The following is a 17496-nucleotide window of genomic DNA, read 5'->3' on the forward strand; positions in this document are numbered from 1 at the left end:
GACCGCCTCTACTGGATCGGGGCGCTGCTGGTGCCCGACGGGCGGCGACCGGTTCAGCTACGGGTGACCAGGCCGGCGTCGACCACGTACTCGCCGCCGTGCGACGCGGAGAATTCGGCGCTCGAGGTGAGCAGGATCGGGTCGGACTCGTACGTGGTCACCATGTCCGAGTCGGTGGCGTCGTCGCCCACGTCGGAGACGGTGCGGCCGTACGCACTGGACGCCTCGAGCCAGACCACGTAGAGCAGTTCGGTGCGGGTGGTCAGGGACCAGGTGCCGTCCGGGTTGACGGTGGCCGTGCCCCCGCCGGTGGTCTGGCCCTGGCGGGGGCCGACCCGGACCTGGAGCACTCCGTCCGGGCCGGTGCCGATCCCCGGCTCCCCCTCGTCGCGCTGCCCGTCCCGGTCCAGGTCGTGCCAGACGACGCCTCGGACGACGCAGGTCCCGGAGATCGGCACGGAGACCGAGGTGGTGTTGTTGTCGGTGCTGGACTCGCGCCGCTGCGGGCTGATCGTCGCGGTGATCGGCACCCTGGAACCCGGCTCGGCGCCGGACACCACGAACGGTACGGAGAATCGTGGGGCCCGTCCGGCGGCGGGCAGGGCCGGGTGGGAGCAGGTGTAGCTGGACTCGCTGGCCACCGTGCAGGCCCATCCGTCGGTGGGCGCGAGGGTGGTCGTGTGCAGCCCCGCCTGCACCGACACGGTGACGACGACCGGGTTCGACTCGCCGGTGCCGCCGTTGCGGACGTCGATCTGTGCGCGGAAGGTCTCGCCTTCCATCGGGTTCAGCGCGTCGACCGTCATCAGGTCGACGAACAGGTCGGGCTGCGTGGGTCCGGCCGCCACCGCGTCGGCCGGAGCGAGTGCTGCCGTGGCCCCGACCAGGGCGAGGCTGGCTATCGAGGTGGCGAAGGCACGTCGGATCGAGCAGGACAGGGAATGGGATCGCATGGCGTCCTCACGTCGCAGGATCGGCCCTCCCGGACGGTGAGGACCATAGACGGAGATCAACTCTCCATTCATCCAGCGGTGGCGATGTCTACGGTGTTACGCCGTGTCCCGCGCTCCGGGGACAATGGGCGGATGCGCTGGACCGTGCTCGACTCCCCGATCGGCGAGTTCTCCGTCGCCACCGACGGCACCCACGTGTGCCGGGCCCACTTCGGCCGGGTCGACGCAGCCGCCGAGGAGCCGGGCGACGAGGCGGCCCGACAGGCGCTGGCGGAGCTGCGGGCGTACTTCGCGGGCGAGCTGACCGGGTTCGCGGTGCCGCTGGCCGCACCGGGCGGGTCCGACTTCGAACGGGGCGTCTGGCGGGAGATGACCCGCATCCCGTACGGGGAGACGCTCACCTACGGCGAGGTGGCCCGCCGGCTCGGCGACCCGGGTGCCGCCCGCGCGGTCGGGGTGGCCTGCAACCGCAACCCGATCCCGGTGCTCGTGCCGTGTCACCGGATCGTCGGCGCCGGCGGCAAGCTGGTCGGTTTCGGCGGCGGCCTGGACCGCAAGGTGAAGCTGCTGGAGTTGGAGGCCGGGGTCGCCCTGCGCCGCGCCTGGTCCTGACGCGGTCCCGTCCGCACCCGCCCGGTTCAGCTCGGGGCGGGCAGACAGCCGCCGTCGGCGATGCGGGTGCCGATCTCGACCGTGACGTCGCCCGCCCGGACGTTGCCGAAGACGCACGCCCGGCCGGTCCAGCCCGCGAAGACCAGCCCGTCGACGGGGCCGAGGTCGAGCCGGCCCGGTGGTCGCACGGTGACCCCGGTCAGCCCCGTCGCCACGATCGCCCGCCGGACGGCCTCCTGCCCGGGCTGGTCCCGGCCGCCGGCGGTCAGCAGGCTGAGGCTCCTCCTGACGTCCGCAGCGCAGGCCCGTGCGCCGGTGGCCGCCTCCTCGCCGAGCGTCCCGCGCTGCCGGAAGGCGTCGTTGGCCGCCTGCTGGCGGCGGAACTCCTCCGCGCGGCGCTGCTCGTCGGTCAGCGGCTGTCGGGTGCCGGGCGGACGCGACGTGACGGCCGGGACCCCGCCACCGGACGGGGCGACCTGCCCGGGGCGCGCGACCGGCGTGCCCGCCCTGGCGCAGTCGGCCTCGGACGGCGTCGCGGAGGTGGCCGGGCGGGCCGAGCCGACGCCGCCGTCCGGTGCCGTGCTGGCTGCCGGTGCCGTGCCACCCGCTGTCGTGGTGCCGTCGGCCAGCGCCACGCCGCCGGCCGGCGTGGTGGTCGGGTCGGATCCCGGCGCCGCGCAGCCGACGAGGACCGGAAGGAGCACCGCGACGGCGAGAGCCCCGACGACCCGTCGCGCGCCGCCGTGAGGGAGGGACGTCACGTCGGTCAGCGTAACGGCGAGTCGCAGTCCGTTCGACCCCGTGTGAGGTCGGTGGCCCGTTGCGCGTACGGCTGCGGAAGTGCTGGACGCGGCGAGGGCCGGATCCGTGCGGACCCGGCCCTCGACGGTGCTGCTGTCGGCGCGTCAGCGCTCGGCGTCACCGGCGATGAACGCCTCGACGGCGGCGTGCGCGTCGTGGTCGGCGTACTGCACCGGCGGGGACTTCATGAAGTACGACGAGGCCGACAGGATCGGGCCGCCGATCTTCCGGTCCAGCGCGATCTTCGCGGCGCGGACGGCGTCGATGATGACACCGGCCGAGTTCGGCGAGTCCCACACCTCGAGCTTGAGCTCGGCGTTGAGCGGGGTGTCGCCGAAGGAGCGACCCTCCAGGCGGATGTACGCCCACTTGCGGTCGTCCAGCCACGGCACGTGGTCCGACGGGCCGATGTGCACGTCGCTCTTGCTCATCTCGTGCGGGATCTGCGAGGTGACCGACTGGGTCTTCGAGATCTTCTTCGAGACCAGGCGGTTGCGCTCCAGCATGTTCATGAAGTCCATGTTGCCGCCGAAGTTGAGCTGGTACGTGCGCAGCAGCTCGACGCCCCGGTCCTCGAACAGCTTCGCCAGCGCGCGGTGCACGATGGTGGCGCCGACCTGGCTCTTGATGTCGTCACCGACGATCGGCAGGCCCGCGTCCTCGAACTTCTTGGCCCACTCCGGGTCGGAGGCGATGAAGACCGGAAGCGCGTTGACGAACGCGCAGCCGGCGTCGATCGCGGCCTGGGCGTAGAACTTGTCGGCCTGCTCGGAACCGACCGGCAGGTACGAGACCACGACGTCGACCTGCGCGTCGCGCAGCGCCTGGGCGACGTCGACCGGCTTGGCGTCGGACTCCTCGACGATCTCGCGGTAGTACTGGCCCAGACCGTCGAAGGTCGGACCGCGCTGCACGGTGACGCCGGTCGGCGGCACGTCGCAGAGCTTGATGGTGTTGTTCTCGCTGGCGACGATCGCCTCGGCGAGGTCCATGCCCACCTTCTTGGCGTCCACGTCGAACGCCGAGACGAACTGCACGTCCGAAACGTGGTAGTCGCCGAAGGTGACGTGCATGAGACCCGGGACGCGGTCGTTCGGGTCGGCGTTCCGGTAGTACTCCACGCCCTGCACGAGGGACGAGGCGCAGTTACCCACACCGACGATGGCGACGCGGACGGAGCCCATAGCGTCTGCCTCCTTCTTCTTCATCACGGCCGCTCTTTCCTGGACTCTCCAGGCGGAGGCGGGCTGTTGTCTTCTCGTCGGCCGCCGGCCGTCCCGGTTGACGGGACCGTCGGGGCACGGCCGGAGCGCTCGTTGGCGATGAGCTCCTCCAGCCAGCGGACCTCGCGCTCACAGGCGTCCAGGCCGTGGCGCTGCAGTTCCAGCGTGTAGGCGTCGAGCCGCTCGGCCGCCCGGCCGAGCACGTCGCGAAGCCCTTCACGACGTTCCTCGATCTTTCGCCGGCGACCCTCGAGGATGCGGAGTCGGGTCGCCTGGTCGGTCCGGGCGAAGAACGCGAAGTGCACGCCGAAACCCGTGTCGTCGTACGTCTCCGGCCCGGTCTGCGCGATCAGTTGGGCGAAGCGTTCCTTGCCGTCCGCGGTGATCTCGTAGACCACCCGACCTCGTCGGCTGGTCAGCGCGGGCACCTCCTCGACCGTGGCGGGTGCCTCCGCGGCCTCGGTGATCCAACCCGCCGCCTGCAACCTGCGCAGCGTGGGATAGAGCGAGCCGTAGCTGATCGCCGCCCTGATCGCACCGAGCTTGGCGGTCAGCTCCTTGCGCAGCTCGTAGCCGTGCATCGGAGACTCCTGCAGGAGGCCGAGGATGGCGAGCTCGAGCACGGGCCATCCTCTCTGTACCCTCTACGCGGAGCGGTAACCGCCGCGATGTATCGGACCGATACATCGCACGCTAGCGGATCGCCGTGATCAGGGCAAACCCCCGCTCCGAGGTTCTTCGGTCACGCATCGTCACCGTGGTCGCCCCGTCCGACGAGACCGCGTACCCTTCTCCGCATGCGTACGCAGCGCCAGGTAGTCGACTACTCGCTCCGGAAGCGAGCGGTGCTGCGTGAGCTCCTCGCGGGCCGGGTCGGCACGTACGACGTCTGCGACGCCTCGCCCTACCTGAAGAACGCCGCCCGCTTCCACGGTGAGCCGACCGACGAGCGGTGTCCGATCTGCCGGAGCGAGAACCTGACCCACGTCCACTACATTTACGGCGACGAACTCAAGCAGTCCGCCGGCCAGGCCCGGACACTGGCCGAGTTGCCGGTGCTGGCGATGACGGTGCGTGAGTTCCAGGTCTTCGTGGTGGAGGTGTGCCTCGGCTGTGACTGGAACCATCTCGTCGAGCAGTACCTGCTCGGCCGGGACGGCCTGGCCGGGAGTCCGGAGGGTGGGCAGGAGCAGGACGCGGTGGGCGGCGCGGCCGCCTCGGGCAACGGTGCGGGCAGTCGACGGAGGCGAGAGGCGCAACGGTGATCTTCGCTCGATCGGCCGACCCCGGCCAGCGCACGCACGCCTGGGGAGACCGACGGATCGTTGGTCTGATTGGCCCGATTGATTCGCAAGTGGCACCGGTCGACCGGCACGCACGTGCCGCCCTCGACAGGTGTCCCATCTCACGGCAAACCGGTGGCGGCGCAGTCGCGTCCCACCGCGACGGCAGGGTGTGAGGAATGAACTCGTACGGCGATTCCAGTTCCCCGCGCGGGCGGGCCCAGATTCCGGGCCAGCACGGCGACCCCGGCGGTGACGCCTCCGGGGGCGGCTGGTCGGCTGCACAGGACGGTACGGCACCCGCGGGCCGCGCCTCGGTCGCGCCCCGCGCCGCCGGCGGGCGGGCCTCGGTCGGCGGCTCGGCCGCCGTTCCGCCGCGCGGCGGTTCCGTCTCCGGTTCGGCGTCCGCGGCCGTCCCGCCGCGCGCCGGAACAGCCTCGGTGGGTTCGGCCTCGGTCGGTCGGGCGGCGCCGGGCCGGGCCGTGCCGGTCCCGCCTGCGCCCGGCGTCGGCCGGGCGGCGGGCTCGGGTCGCGCTTCGGTGCCGGTCTCCCCGGCCGGCGGGCCGGCAGGTCGCGCCTCGGTGGGCTCCGCCGCCGTCGGCGCCGCCCCGGCCGGACGGGCCAGCGTCGGATCGGCGGCGGTCGGCGGCGTCAGCGGCCGTGCCTCGGCCCGGGCGAGCGTCTCCCCGGCCGCAGGCGGCCCTGGTGGGCCCGGCGGGCCGACCGGCCCCGGCCGGCGCGGGCGCGGCGCGGGCGACCCGGCCGGTGCGTCGCGGGCGAAGAAGCGCAAGCGGGTCAACATGCTGATCGCCGCCTTCGCCGTGTTCATCATGCTCGCCGGGCTCGGCGTCGTCGGCTTCACCTACTACTCGACAAACGTGGTCCTTCCGGAGGACACCACGCCGCCGCAGGCGACCACCCTCTACGCGTCCGACAACAAGACCATCATCGCGAAGGTCGGCACGCAGAACCGGACCCTGGTCACCATCGACCAGATTCCGAAGCACGTGCAGGACGCGGTCGCCGCGGCCGAGGACCGCAACTTCTACGAGCACTCGGGTGTGGACTACAAGGGCATCGTCCGGGCCGCGTGGAACAACGTCTCCGGCGGCAGCAAGCAGGGCGCCTCGACGATCACCCAGCAGTACGCGCGCAACGCGTTCGACAACCTGAAGGACGACACCTACGCCCGGAAGGTCAAGGAGGCGATCCTCGCCTCCAAGCTGAACGACGAGTACACCAAGCCGCAGATCATGCAGCACTACCTGAACATCATCTACTTCGGGCGGGGCGCGCACGGCATCGAGGCGGCGGCGCAGACGTACTTCGGCAAGCCGGCGAACAAGCTGAGCGTGGCCGAGGGCGCGGTCCTCGCGGCGCTGATCAAGCAGCCGGAGGCCGGGATGGGCCACAAGGGCTACGACCCGGCGGTGAACCCCACCGAAGCCAAGTCCCGCTGGGAGTACGTGATCGGCGGCATGGTCGCCGAGGGCTGGCTGAACGCCCCGGGCAAGCCGGCGGCGCCCACCCTGGCCGAGTACCCGACCAAGACGTTGAGGAAGCCGAGCCAGGGCGGCGCCGGCATCGACTTCGGCGTCAACACCCCGTACGGCAACGTGATCAACTACGTCAAGCAGGAGATGCGGGACAAGGGCATCTGCGTCGACAAGGAGGAGCAGATCACCGACGCCAAGCCGCTCTGTTCCCAGGCGCTCATGTCGGGTGGCTACAAGATCCGCACCACGATCGACACGAAGATCCAGGAGGCGGCGGTCGAGACCGCCCAGCGCAAGACCAAGGGGTCGGAACTCGCCGGCCAGCCGCCGAACCTGATGGCGGCGGTGGTCGCCATCGAGCCGAAGAACGGTCGCGTGCTCGCCTACTACGGCGGTGACAACGGCACCGGCACCGACTACGCCGGCAGGAACCTCGACGCCTCCGGCAACCCCTACGGCGGTCACCCGCCGGGCTCAAGTTTCAAGATCTACACCCTGGCGGCGGCGCTCAAGGAGCGCAAGGCCCTCGAGTCGCGCTGGAAGGGCAAGGCCTTCACGCCCGAAGGCACCAAGTTCAAGGTCAGCAACGCCGGCGTGGACAACCCCGAGTGCGGCAACTCCTGCACCCTGACGGTCTCCACCCTCAAGTCGCTGAACGTGCCGTTCTACCACGTCACCCAGGAGATCGGCCCGGACAAGGTCGTCGACATGGCGGCCAAGGCCGGCGTCAGCATGATGTGGCGGTCGGACACGAACCCGCCGAAGGGCTACGACCTCACCAAGGAAGACCCGAAGAAGATCGCGCCGAACCCGTTCTTCCACGTCGTCGGCTACGGTCAGTACCCGATCACCGTCCTGGACCACGCCAACGGCGTCGCCACCTTCGCCAACCAGGGCCGCTACCACAAGGCCCACTTCCTCTTCTCGGTCGAGAAGCGGGACGAGGTGACCGGCAAGTGGAAGAAGATCGCCGACGAGGGTTCACTCAAGGGTGAGCAGCGTATCGACAAGGACGTCGTGGCGGACGTGACCTCGGTGCTGGAGCGGTATCCGGCGCAGGTCAACCACCAGCTCGACGACGGCCGGAAGGCGGCCTCCAAGACCGGCACCTGGGAACTCAAGGCGGACAGCGACGACAACGGCGACGCCTGGATGATCGGCTACACCCCGCAGATCGCCACCGCCGTCTGGGTGGGCAACGTCAAGGACCGCAAGCCGCTCAAGCTGAAGAACGGCAACAAGATCAGTGGCGGCAACCTGCCGGGCACCATCTGGGAACGGTTCATGGACGAGGCACACAAGGCCAAGAAATGGGAGAAGAAGGACTTCCCGCCCGCGGCGAACGTCGGCGACCCGAACAGCGGCAACGGTGAGGCGCCCCCGCCTCCGCCGCCTCCGCCGGGCCAGTCGAACTGCGGTCCGCTGGACCTGCTCTGCCCGCCCGGCGGCAACAACGGCGGCGGCACCCCTCCGGGCGGCCCTGGTGGCCCTGGTACCCCCGGTGGCCCCGGCGGGCCCACCACCCCGACCGATCCGCGCCCTGGCCGGGACGGTGGCGGCGGCGGGCTGCTACCGAGCCTGACACCCAGGCCGGACAACGACTGATCGACGAACGCCGCCGGCGGCCGGAGCAACTTTCCGGCCGCCGGCGGCGTTTCACGTATCGACGTGTCGTGAGAGGGAGGGGACGCGGAGGCCCGATGTACGGCAGGATGCACCTTCATGAGCACGCAGTCGACGCGAGGCATCGACGACGCCGGTGCCCCTGACCATCCGTCCCGCTCCGACGGCTTCGTCCGGGGCGTCTCCGGCGCGATCGGCGGCCCGCTGGGCGACCACGCCGTCGCCCTGGACCGGCCCGCCGGGCGGGAAAGTCGGTTCTGGACCGCGACCCGCATCGTCCTGGCCCTGGTCTGCCTGACCCTGGCGTTGCACTGGGTGCAGAAGTCGCCCTGCCAGGACGGCGCCTGGCAGAACAACGTGCAGTACACCCGCTTCTGCTACACCGACGTGCTGGCGCTCTACTACGCCGAGCGGCTCAACGAGGGTGCGGTGCCCTACCAGGACCACCCCGTCGAGTACCCGGTGCTCACCGGGTACTTCATGGGCGCCCTCGGCCTGCCCGTACACGCCCTCGGCCAGAACGACCCGGGGCTCAACCAGGGCATGTGGTTCTACAACCTGAACGCGCTGGTGCTCGGCGCGCTGGCGGTCGCCACCGTGGCGGTGCTCCTCGCCCTACGCCGCCGCCGACCATGGGACGCCGCGCTCTTCGCGCTCGCACCCGCGCTGATGCTCACCGCCACGGTCAACTGGGACCTGCTCGCCATCGGCCTGGCCGCGTTCGGCCTCTTCGCCTGGGCCCGCAGCCGACCACTGGCGGCCGGCGTCCTGCTCGGTCTCGCCGGGGCGGCCAAGATGTGGCCGCTGTTCATCCTCGGCCCGATTCTGGTGCTGGGGCTGCGCGCCGGGCGGCTCCGCGCCGCCCTCACCGCCTTCGGCGCGGCCCTGGTCTCCCTGGTCCTCGTGAACCTTCCGGTCGCCATCCCCTACCGGGAGAACTGGGACCGCTTCTTCGAGCTGAACTCGACCCGGCCCATCGACTGGGGCACCCTCTGGTACATCGGCCGCTACGTGGACGGAAAGTTCGGCAACGCCAACCCCGCCGACCTCGGGCCGTTCGAGTGGCTGAACGCCAACATCCCGACGCTGAACACCCTGTCGTACGCCCTCTTCGGGCTGGCCTGCCTCGGGGTGGCCGCGCTGGGGCTGCTGGCCCCGCGCCGGCCCCGGCTCGCCCAGCTCGCGTTCCTGGTGGTCGCCGCCTTCCTGATCTTCAGCAAGGTGTGGTCGCAGCAGTTCGTGCTCTGGCTGCTGCCGCTGGTGGTGCTCGCCCGCCCGAAGTGGGGCGCCTTCCTCGCCTGGCAGGTGGCCGAGGTCTGCTACTTCGTGGCCTTCTACGGCGAACTTCTCGGCGCGGCGACCAGCAAGCCGGTCTTCCCGGAGGGGGTCTTCGTGCTGGCCTCGACGCTGCGCCTGGCCACCGTGGTCGTGCTCTGTGTGCTGGTCGTCCGGGAGATCCTGCACCCCGAACTGGACGCGGTCCGCAAGACCTATCCGGACGATCCGGACGGTGGCGTGTTCAACGGCGCCAGGGACGCACCCTGGGTGGCTCGCTGGCGTCGACCAGCCCCGGCCTCGCCGCCACCGACGGAGTTGGCGGCCAGTTCGGCGCTGACGACCCCGGGCGCCAGCGGCGGGGACGGGGACGGTGGCCGGCGAGTGACGTCTTGATGGCGCCCTGTCGGAAGTCCCTGACCCGTTCACCGGTGTGAGCGCCGTCGACGCGATCCTGCCCGTGCTGCTCGTCACGGTCTGGCTCGGCCTGGCCCTCGTCCGGCGGGTGTCCGGGTGGTTCTTCGGCCTGGGCGGCTGTGTCGCGCTGGCCTGCCTTCCCGCCGGAGTCATCGCCGGCAGGTTCGAACTCGGCGACGCCGACTGCACACCGGGCAACCTGTGTTTCTCCGCCGACACGGTCGACTGGTGGTTGAACGGGCTGTTCGGGCTGCTCACGGTCGCCGTGTTGGCGATCCTCTCCGCTGCTCGCAAGCTCTTCGGGAGACTGGACGACCGGGAGGCTGCTTCGCGGCGAATGTGAGGGCGATGAGGGTCACAAGCGGTAGACCACGATGTTCCCCATCTCCTCGCGGGTGATGCCGAGCCCGTCGACCGGTGCGTCCACCGTGACCTCCCACGGCGTGCCGGCGATGTGCTCCCGCATCAGCAGCACGTTGCGTACGCCGAGGACGCGCAGGTAGTCGACGCTGGTCTGGTCGGGGAAGGCCAGCGTCACCCGGCGTACGTCGTCGAGTTGGCGCGGGGTGAAGCCGCTGCCCCCGTTGACCACGTCCTGGAACTTGCTGGTGGACCAGAGCATCACCGGCTGGTCGAGGCTCTGGCTGCTCGGCAGTACCAGCAGCGGCCCGTCCACGGTGCGCATCGCGGCCGGCTGGGACGGCACGACCGGGTGCGGCGTGGCGTTCAACCCCTCGCCGAGCACCAGCACCAGCGGCAGCAGCGTGGCCAACCGCAGCCACGGGCTCGGCCAGGAGGGGATCCGCTCGGCGTAGACCTCCCGGACCCGGGTGGCGAACGCGCTGACCGCGCCCGCCGCGAGCAGCCCGAGCAGCAACGTGGTCCAGAGCATCAGCCGGCCCGGGGTACGGATGCCGTTCCAGCCGGGCAGATGGTCGAACAGCGGCACGTAGGTGAAGGTGCCGTCGAAGAACCGGGTGCCCATGGCGAGCACCATCGTCACCACCACCCCGGCGAGCAGCAGCACCCGGTGGCGCAGCTTCCACACCGAGAAGAAGAGCCCGCCGGCGGCGAGCGCGTAGAGCACGAAGCCGGGCAGCAGGGTCATCTCCGGGTGCCAGGGCAGCGCCGCCCGCGCGCCCTCGTGCAGGGTGCCCCAGACCCGCGACTCGGCGGGCGCGGTGAAGAAGCCGGCCGCCGGCGGCGAGTAGACGCCGATGTCGCCGATGGAACGCTCCGCCTGCGGGTGCGCCCCCGCCACCTTGAAGTACGGGATGGCCAGCAGGCCACCGACGCCGGCGAAGAACAGCCCGCCGACCAGGTCCGCGATCAGCAACCGGCGGCCGAACGGGCGCTTGACCGGCCGGACGACCCACCGCCGCAGGAACCAGGTGACGGCCGCGACCAGCACGGTCCCGGCGAGGAAGTACGCGAATGGCAGCCCGATGCCGAAGCCGAGACTGAGTTGCCAGGCCGCCACGAACCAGCCGGCGTAGACCCAGCCGTCATGCCGGCGCTCGGGACGGTACCCGTGCCGCAACGACCAGCCGTGCCCCCGGGCGAGCATCGCCAACGCCAGCGGGATGCCGCCGTTGGAGATCACGTGCAGGTGCCCGGCCTGGGCCAGCAGCCACGGCGCGTACGCGAAGCTCGCCCCGGCCACCGCGGAGCCGATCCGGCCGGCGCCGAGCTGACGGGCCAGCGCGTACGCCCCGAGCATGGCGAGCGCGTGGGCCAGCACGAACATGATGTTGTAGCGGAGCACGGCGGCTTCAGGGCCGGTGCCGATCATGCCCGCCGGGGCGTAGCCGAGCAGGGTGTCGGAGAAGGCGAAGCTCCAGGACTCCGGGAAGAAGGTGTTCGACTGCCACAGCTGCCCCGGGTTGGTCAGCAGGATGTGCCCCGACCAGGCCATCTGCCATGCCTGGAGGCTGGGATCCCAGTAGTCCTGCGGCAGGGTGTGTCGCGGGTAGCGCAGCGTGGGCCAGGTCAGCAGCACGGCCAACGCCAGCGAGGCGAGCGTCGCGAGCGTCCACTCGTGGATCAGCAGGCGGCCCACCGCCCGCGCGGCGCGCCCGATCCGGGAGGGCACCGGTTCGGGGGCGGACGCGAAGGCCTCCCACCGGTCCGGCTTCCCCTCCTTGCCATCCGCGCCCTGGCTCTTGCCCTCCGCCTTGTCGCCGCCCTTGCCCTCGCCGGCCTCGCCGGCCCCGGCCGCACCGGCTGAACCCGCCTTGGCGTCCGGCTTGTCGGCTGAACCCGCCTTGGCGCCGTCTTTGTCGGTTCCGCCCGCCTTGGCGTCGTCCTTGTCGGTTGCGCCCGCCGTGGCGTCGTCCTTGCCCGCCTTGGTTGCGGTCTTGTCGGCCCCGCCCGCTGTGGCGTCGGTCTTACCGTTCCCCGTCTCGGTCGCGTCGGTCGCGTCGGCCCCGGCGTGTGTCCCGGCCCCGGCCTGGGCCGTGTCGGCACCTGGTCGGGCTCCACCAGCCTTGGGTTCGGCCGCTCCGGTCTTGGGCTCGGTTGCGCCGGCCTTGGGCTCAGCTGCTTCAGCCTTGGATCGGGTCCCGCCGGTCCTGGGTTCGGCCCCGGCGGTCCTGGCGGCGGCCGGGCCGGGCGTGGCGGCGGCCGGGTCGGTCTTTCCGGCGGCTCCCGTCTTCCCTGCAGTGTCGGCCTTCTCGGCGGCTGCGTCGGGACGAGGGCTGCCGGAGGCGGACTGCTCGGTCGTCATGCCGCCGGGCTCCCCGTGCCCAGCCGGTCGCGGAGGAAGGCGATGTCGGCGCCCTGACCGTCGACCCCGCCCGGGGTCTCGACGATGACCGGTGCGCCGGCCGCGCGGATGACCGCCACCACCAGCTCCGGGTCGATCGTGCCGCCGTCGAGGTTGTCGTGCCGGTCCTGGCCGGAGTTGAACGCGCCCTTGGAGTTGTTGGCGTGCACCAGGTCGATCCGGCCGGTGATCGCCTTGACCCGGTCGACGAGCCCGAGCAGCTCTTCGCCGCCGGCGTGGGCGTGGCAGGTGTCCAGGCAGAAGCCCACCTCGTGATCGCCGACGGCGTCCCAGAGGCGGGCGAGCGCGTCGAGCCGCCGGGCGCAGGCGTTGTCACCGCCGGCGGTGTTCTCGATCAGGACGGGCACGCCGAAGCCGCCGGAGTCCGCCGCGTACGCGAAGGTCTTGCGCCAGTTGTCGAAGCCGACGGCCAGGTCGTCGCCGGCGTTGACGTGCCCGCCGTGCACGATCAGCCCCTTGGCGCCGATGGCGGCGGCCGCCTGGGCGTGCCCGAGCAGCAGCTTGCGGCTGGGGATCCGGATCCGGTTGTTCAGGGTCGCGACGTTGATGACGTACGGCGCGTGCACGTAGAGGTCGACGCCCGCCGCCCGCAGCCGGTCCGCGTCCTCCCGCGGCTTCGGCGCCTTCCACCCCTGAGGGTCGGAGAGGAAGAACTGCACGGCCTCGGCCCCGCGGGCGGTCGCCTCCGCCACCGGGTCGGTCGAATCGACGTGGGCTCCGATACGCATGCACGGGAGCCTACGTCGCGTCGCCGACAGCCGGGATGACGGCGGTGGCGGACTCGCCGTTCCTCGCGTCACCTCCCGGCGGCGGCGGTCGTTGATGCGAGTGGGATCCACGGTTGCCGCCGCCGGCCCGGAACGGCCGCTGGTCGGCCCGTCCCGGAGGCGCGTCGAACCGCCCGAGAGCGGGGGCACCCCCGTCGCGCGGCCCGGCGCGGCGGGGGCCCGCCCCGACGGAACTGGGCTCATCGGGAAATTTGTCGGAGAATTCCGCTATTTCCCCCGACAAGGGGCAAGAGCCGTTGTAACGTCAGGTAACAACACGATAAAGCTCCGCGGGGCGTCCCCGGTCCAACCTCATCGGTGTGGTCGTTCCTCCCCAGGTCCCACCCAAGGAATGCGGACGGGACGCCCCGCGGCCTCGTGTACGGGGGCTCGCATCGACAGCGACGTCGATGCGGGCCCCCGTCTCGCCTCGCCCGGTGGAAGGGCTCCACCGACCACCCCGGGCATGATCGTCGGGACCGGGTATCCTGGTCCGGTTGTCCGCGTACGGCCGGGTTCCCCCGGAACCGGCGCGGGCCACGACGCACGACCTCCTGCCACGGAAGGACCGTGGCCGCTTAGCCCACAGGAGGTGAGCACGTCTTGCGTCATTACGAAGTCATGGTGATCCTCGACCCCAGCCTCGAGGAGCGCACCGTCGCCCCGTCTCTCGACACGTACCTGAACGTGATCCGGACCGCGGGTGGCTCGGTCGAAAAGACGGACGTGTGGGGCCGCCGGCGCCTCGCGTACGAGATCAACAAGAAGGCCGAAGGCATCTACGCCGTCATCGACCTGCAGGCGACGCCCGCAGCGGTGGCCGAGCTGGACCGTCAGCTGCGGCTCAACGAGTCCGTGCTGCGCACCAAGGTCATCCGGCCGGAGATGCGCTAAAGCATTCAACCCCGGTCCACCCGGATCAGCCTCATCGGCACTGTCGGAGGGCTCTGAGAGCCTGGACGGCAGAACTGATGAGTGCGCGAGGAGATGTCATGGCAGGAGACACCACCATCACGGTCATCGGCAACCTGACCGATGACCCCGAGTTGCGGTTCACCCCGTCCGGTGCGGCGGTCGCCAAGTTCCGGGTCGCTTCGACGCCCCGGTTCATGGACAAGGCCTCCGGCGAGTGGAAGGACGGCGAGCCGCTCTTCCTGGCGTGCACCGTGTGGCGGCAGGCGGCGGAGCACGTCGCCGAGTCGCTCCAGCGGGGCGCCCGCGTGATCGTCTCGGGCCGGCTGCGTCAGCGGTCGTACGAGACGCGCGAGGGCGAGAAGCGCACCGTCATCGAGCTCGAGGTCGACGAGATCGGCCCGTCGCTGCGCTACGCCACGGCGAAGGTGCAGAAGATGTCCCGCTCCGGCGGCGGTGGCGGCGGCTTCGGCGGCGGTGGTGGTGGAGGCGGCCAGGGCGGCGGCGGAGGCAACTTCGACGACCCCTGGGCATCGGCTGCACCGGCACCCTCGCGCGGTGGTTCGGGTGGCGGCAACTTCGACGAGGAGCCCCCGTTCTAATGGCGCCGAGCGCCCGCGATCGCAAACCAGGAGCACGAGCAATGGCCAAGGCCGCTGCACTTCGCAAGCCGAAGAAGAAGGTGAACCCGCTCGACAAGGACGGGATCACCTACATCGATTACAAGGACACCGCGCTGCTGCGCAAGTTCATCTCCGACCGCGGCAAGATCCGCGCTCGGCGGGTGACCGGCGTGACCTCGCAGCAGCAGCGGCAGATCGCCCGTGCGGTCAAGAACGCCCGTGAGATGGCGCTCCTGCCGTACACGGCCACGGCCCGCTGAGAGGAGGCACCGATATGAAGATCATCCTGACTCAGGAGGTGTCCGGCCTCGGTGCCCCGGGCGACATCGTCGAGGTCAAGAACGGCTACGGCCGTAACTACCTGCTGCCGCAGGGCTTCGCGATCGCCTGGACCAAGGGTGCGGAGAAGCAGGTCACGGTCATCAAGCGGGCCCGTTCGGCCCGCGAGATCCGCGACCTCGGCCACGCCAACGAGGTCAAGGGCCAGCTCGAGGGCCTCAAGGTCAACCTGAAGGCCCGCGCCGGCGACGGCGGTCGGCTCTTCGGCTCGGTCACCCCGGCCGAGATCGTCGACGCCGTCAAGGCCGCCGGTGGTCCGGCCCTCGACCGTCGTCGGCTGGAGCTGTCCGGTCCGATCAAGTCGATCGGCTCCTACCCGGTGCAGATCAAGCTGCACCCCGAGGTGAGCGCCAAGTTCGACCTCAACGTCGTCCAGGGCTGACACCTCACCCGAGCACCACGACAGGGCCCGCACCGACCGGTGCGGGCCCTGTTCGTGTACGGCCTGCGGCGCACGCTCCCGCTCGCGGGCGGCCAGTTCGTCGTAATGTGGGCCGACCAGGGCGGCGGCGCGTCAGCCATCGGGCGGCCGCGCTGATCATCAGCCCGACAAGCCGGCCGGCGCGTTCGGCGCGCAGCGGCAGCATGGTCGTGCGGTCGCACTGACTGTCAGCCGATCGGCTGGCCCGTCACCGCGCTGATCATCACCGTCGAGAGACCGCCGCCGACCACGGCCGCCGCCAGCGCGACGCTGGCCGAACGCCACGTCGTCCCGACCCGGCGCAGCAGCAGCGCCACGACCAGGCTGCTGGCCAGCGCCAACCCGAAGCGCGGCAGGCCCGCTGCCAGCGAGCCGAGCGCCCGCGCCCGGGGCGAGTCGCAACCCCCTCCGCTGATGTCGGTGACACACCCCGCCGGCACCTGCCCGTCCAGGGTCAGCAACCAGACGAAGATCAGCGCCGCCGGCACCAGATAGCACGCGACCGTGTAGAGCAGCGACCGCCACGGCCCGCCCGGATCGGGATCGAGCAGGTCGTCCTCGATACGACGGCCCCACGCCCCCGCCCCGGCGGTCCCGGCCCGACGGCGTACGGCCGACGCCGTCGCGGCACCGACCGGCTCGGCCATGCGCCGACGCGGTGCCGCACGCGGCCGCGGCGCGGAGTAGGGCACCACGGGTGACCGAGGCGCCGACGCCGGCGGGTCCATCCAGCGGGGATCGTCGCCCGCCAGCCGGGTGCCCGACCAGAAACCCTCGCTCCGGTCGTCCCGCCCCGGCCAGGGCAAATCCTGCACGGCGCCCCCGCCGGAACCCGGCGCGGTCCTGTCCCACCCACCGTCGTCGGAACACCGCTCCCACGCACCGGTGTCATCGGACCGGCGCCACTCACCGGTACCGTCGGTCCGGTCCCACCGACCCGTGCCGTCGCTCCGGTCCCAGCTGCCGGTGTCGTCGGCCCGGTCCCACCGGCCAGTGTCGGTGTGGTCCCAGCCCTCGACCTCACCGGCCGGGCGCCACGCGTGCACACCCGACGCGTCCCACGCGTCCACCGCCGGAAGGGAGGGTGTGCTCCCGGACGCGGCGAGGTGCGACTCCCGGTCCCAGGGATCGACGGCGGGGCGGTCCTCCGCCGCCCGCCGGCCCCGCCGGGCCGGCCGCTCGGCCTCCCCATCCGGTACGGACCCGGACGCGTTCGCCTGCTCCAGGCCGGACCAGACGACCTGCGGGCGTTCCGACGGCAGGCGCCTCGGCCGGCTCAGCGGCGCCGACCCCGAGACGGGGTCGTCCTCGGCCCGCCGCCGCCCGGAGTATCCCCGCTCCTGCGGACGGTCGAACGTCCACTCCCCGGTGTGCTCCGACTGCGGGGCCGCGCCTAACGTCCACTCCCCGGTGTGCTCCGACTGCGGGGCCGCGCCGATCGCCGGGGACTCGTGCCAACTCGTCTCGCTGACCCGGTGCCAGCTGCTCGTGGTCTCCGTGGCCCGCCAGGCACCGGAGTGCGGTTGCTCGGCCTCGACCTCCACCTCGTCGTCGGGCGCGGCATGGCGGCCACCGCCGTCGGCGCTGCGGATCCCCGACTCCAGGGCCCAACGCGGCAGGTAGCTGTCGACCGGCTCCCGCTGCCCGCGCTCGACGGCCCGGCGCCGGCTCGGCGTGCGGTGCCGCGCGGGAGCGCGCTCGTACGGATCGACCGGTGCCGGGTCGGCGGGATCGTCCCAGGGGGCGACCGGCTCGCGCGGACCGCCATCTCCGCGTCCCCAGTCCCGGTTACTCACGGCCGGAGCGTGACCCTTCTCAACCGATGGCGCAATCCCCTGTGCAGGTGTAGCCGTTCGCTGGAGATAGTACGGGACGTTCGACCGCGCAGTTCGACCGAAAACTTGCCATCCACAGGCTGGGGATTGTGTTTCCGCAGCTCAGCGCCTTGCGGCGGAGAATTCCCCAG

16 protein-coding genes are annotated in these 17496 nt (G+C 71.6%); 9 read left to right on the forward strand and 7 right to left on the reverse strand.

Annotated elements, in window-relative coordinates:
• Window positions 1-53: 53 nt before the first annotated feature.
• Window positions 54-953 carry an SdrD B-like domain-containing protein gene (locus tag AB0B83_RS09200; protein ID WP_357577719.1) on the reverse strand — a complete coding sequence of 300 codons (900 nt, stop codon included), beginning with the start codon at window positions 951-953 and terminating at the stop codon, window positions 54-56.
• A 132-nt stretch (window positions 954-1085) separates the two neighbouring features.
• Here AB0B83_RS09200 and AB0B83_RS09205 point away from each other — a divergent pair, with 132 nt between their 5' ends.
• Entirely contained in the window at window positions 1086-1565 is a 480-nt protein-coding gene (locus AB0B83_RS09205; protein ID WP_357577720.1) for a methylated-DNA--[protein]-cysteine S-methyltransferase, read from the forward strand.
• Window positions 1566-1591: 26 nt separating this feature from the next.
• Here the strand turns inward: AB0B83_RS09205 and AB0B83_RS09210 are convergent, their stop codons facing one another.
• The 3 genes from AB0B83_RS09210 to AB0B83_RS09220 form a co-directional block, all read right to left on the reverse strand.
• Window positions 1592-2326, reverse strand: coding sequence for a hypothetical protein (locus AB0B83_RS09210; protein WP_357577721.1), 735 nt, complete (start codon window positions 2324-2326; stop codon window positions 1592-1594).
• Window positions 2327-2470: 144 nt separating this feature from the next.
• A complete protein-coding gene (locus AB0B83_RS09215) occupies window positions 2471-3550 on the reverse strand; it encodes an inositol-3-phosphate synthase (RefSeq protein WP_357577722.1) in 1080 nt (359 codons plus the stop codon).
• A gap of 23 nt (window positions 3551-3573) precedes the next feature.
• Entirely contained in the window at window positions 3574-4212 is a 639-nt protein-coding gene (locus AB0B83_RS09220) for a PadR family transcriptional regulator (protein ID WP_357577723.1), read from the reverse strand.
• A gap of 174 nt (window positions 4213-4386) precedes the next feature.
• On the opposite strand from AB0B83_RS09220, the gene AB0B83_RS09225 reads away from it, so the two are divergent.
• From AB0B83_RS09225 to AB0B83_RS09240, 4 genes are all read left to right on the forward strand, one after another.
• Window positions 4387-4854, forward strand: coding sequence for a DUF5318 domain-containing protein (locus AB0B83_RS09225; RefSeq protein WP_311409953.1), 468 nt, complete (start codon window positions 4387-4389; stop codon window positions 4852-4854).
• Window positions 4855-5051: 197 nt separating this feature from the next.
• On the forward strand, window positions 5052-7973 hold the full coding sequence (locus AB0B83_RS09230; RefSeq protein ID WP_357577724.1) for a transglycosylase domain-containing protein: 2922 nt from the start codon (window positions 5052-5054) through the stop codon (window positions 7971-7973).
• A gap of 117 nt (window positions 7974-8090) precedes the next feature.
• Complete coding sequence (locus tag AB0B83_RS09235) at window positions 8091-9662, forward strand: glycosyltransferase 87 family protein (RefSeq protein WP_357577725.1); 1572 nt, start codon at window positions 8091-8093, stop codon at window positions 9660-9662.
• Between the two features lie 37 nt (window positions 9663-9699).
• Window positions 9700-10026, forward strand: a complete 327-nt coding sequence (locus AB0B83_RS09240) for a hypothetical protein (RefSeq protein WP_357577726.1) — start codon at window positions 9700-9702, stop codon at window positions 10024-10026.
• 12 nt (window positions 10027-10038) lie between these two features.
• On the opposite strand, the gene AB0B83_RS09245 is transcribed toward AB0B83_RS09240, so the two are convergent.
• Both AB0B83_RS09245 and AB0B83_RS09250 read right to left on the reverse strand, forming a co-directional pair.
• Window positions 10039-12408 carry a hypothetical protein gene (locus AB0B83_RS09245; RefSeq protein WP_357577727.1) on the reverse strand — a complete coding sequence of 790 codons (2370 nt, stop codon included), beginning with the start codon at window positions 12406-12408 and terminating at the stop codon, window positions 10039-10041.
• Window positions 12405-13196 carry a deoxyribonuclease IV gene (locus tag AB0B83_RS09250; protein WP_151456172.1) on the reverse strand — a complete coding sequence of 264 codons (792 nt, stop codon included), beginning with the start codon at window positions 13194-13196 and terminating at the stop codon, window positions 12405-12407. The genes AB0B83_RS09245 and AB0B83_RS09250 overlap by 4 nt, the downstream gene beginning before the upstream one ends.
• Window positions 13197-13838: 642 nt before the next feature.
• On the opposite strand from AB0B83_RS09250, the gene rpsF reads away from it, so the two are divergent.
• The 4 genes from rpsF to rplI all read left to right on the forward strand — a co-directional run bounded on the left by rpsF (window position 13839) and on the right by rplI (window position 15491).
• Window positions 13839-14129, forward strand: coding sequence for a 30S ribosomal protein S6 (rpsF, locus tag AB0B83_RS09255; protein WP_121397433.1), 291 nt, complete (start codon window positions 13839-13841; stop codon window positions 14127-14129).
• A gap of 98 nt (window positions 14130-14227) precedes the next feature.
• Window positions 14228-14749 (forward strand): single-stranded DNA-binding protein, encoded by a 522-nt coding sequence (locus AB0B83_RS09260; protein ID WP_121399156.1) that lies wholly within the window; start codon window positions 14228-14230, stop codon window positions 14747-14749.
• A gap of 41 nt (window positions 14750-14790) precedes the next feature.
• A complete protein-coding gene (rpsR, locus tag AB0B83_RS09265) occupies window positions 14791-15030 on the forward strand; it encodes a 30S ribosomal protein S18 (protein WP_007073789.1) in 240 nt (79 codons plus the stop codon).
• A 14-nt stretch (window positions 15031-15044) separates the two neighbouring features.
• Window positions 15045-15491 (forward strand): 50S ribosomal protein L9, encoded by a 447-nt coding sequence (rplI, locus tag AB0B83_RS09270; protein WP_357577728.1) that lies wholly within the window; start codon window positions 15045-15047, stop codon window positions 15489-15491.
• 227 nt (window positions 15492-15718) lie between these two features.
• Here the strand turns inward: rplI and AB0B83_RS09275 are convergent, their stop codons facing one another.
• Window positions 15719-17326 carry a hypothetical protein gene (locus tag AB0B83_RS09275; RefSeq protein ID WP_357577729.1) on the reverse strand — a complete coding sequence of 536 codons (1608 nt, stop codon included), beginning with the start codon at window positions 17324-17326 and terminating at the stop codon, window positions 15719-15721.
• Between the last annotated feature and the right edge of the window lie 170 nt (window positions 17327-17496).

It is taken from the genome of Micromonospora sp. NPDC049060 (assembly GCF_040649055.1).
In the GTDB taxonomy this organism is placed as follows: Bacteria; Actinomycetota; Actinomycetes; order Mycobacteriales; family Micromonosporaceae; genus Micromonospora; species Micromonospora reichwaldensis.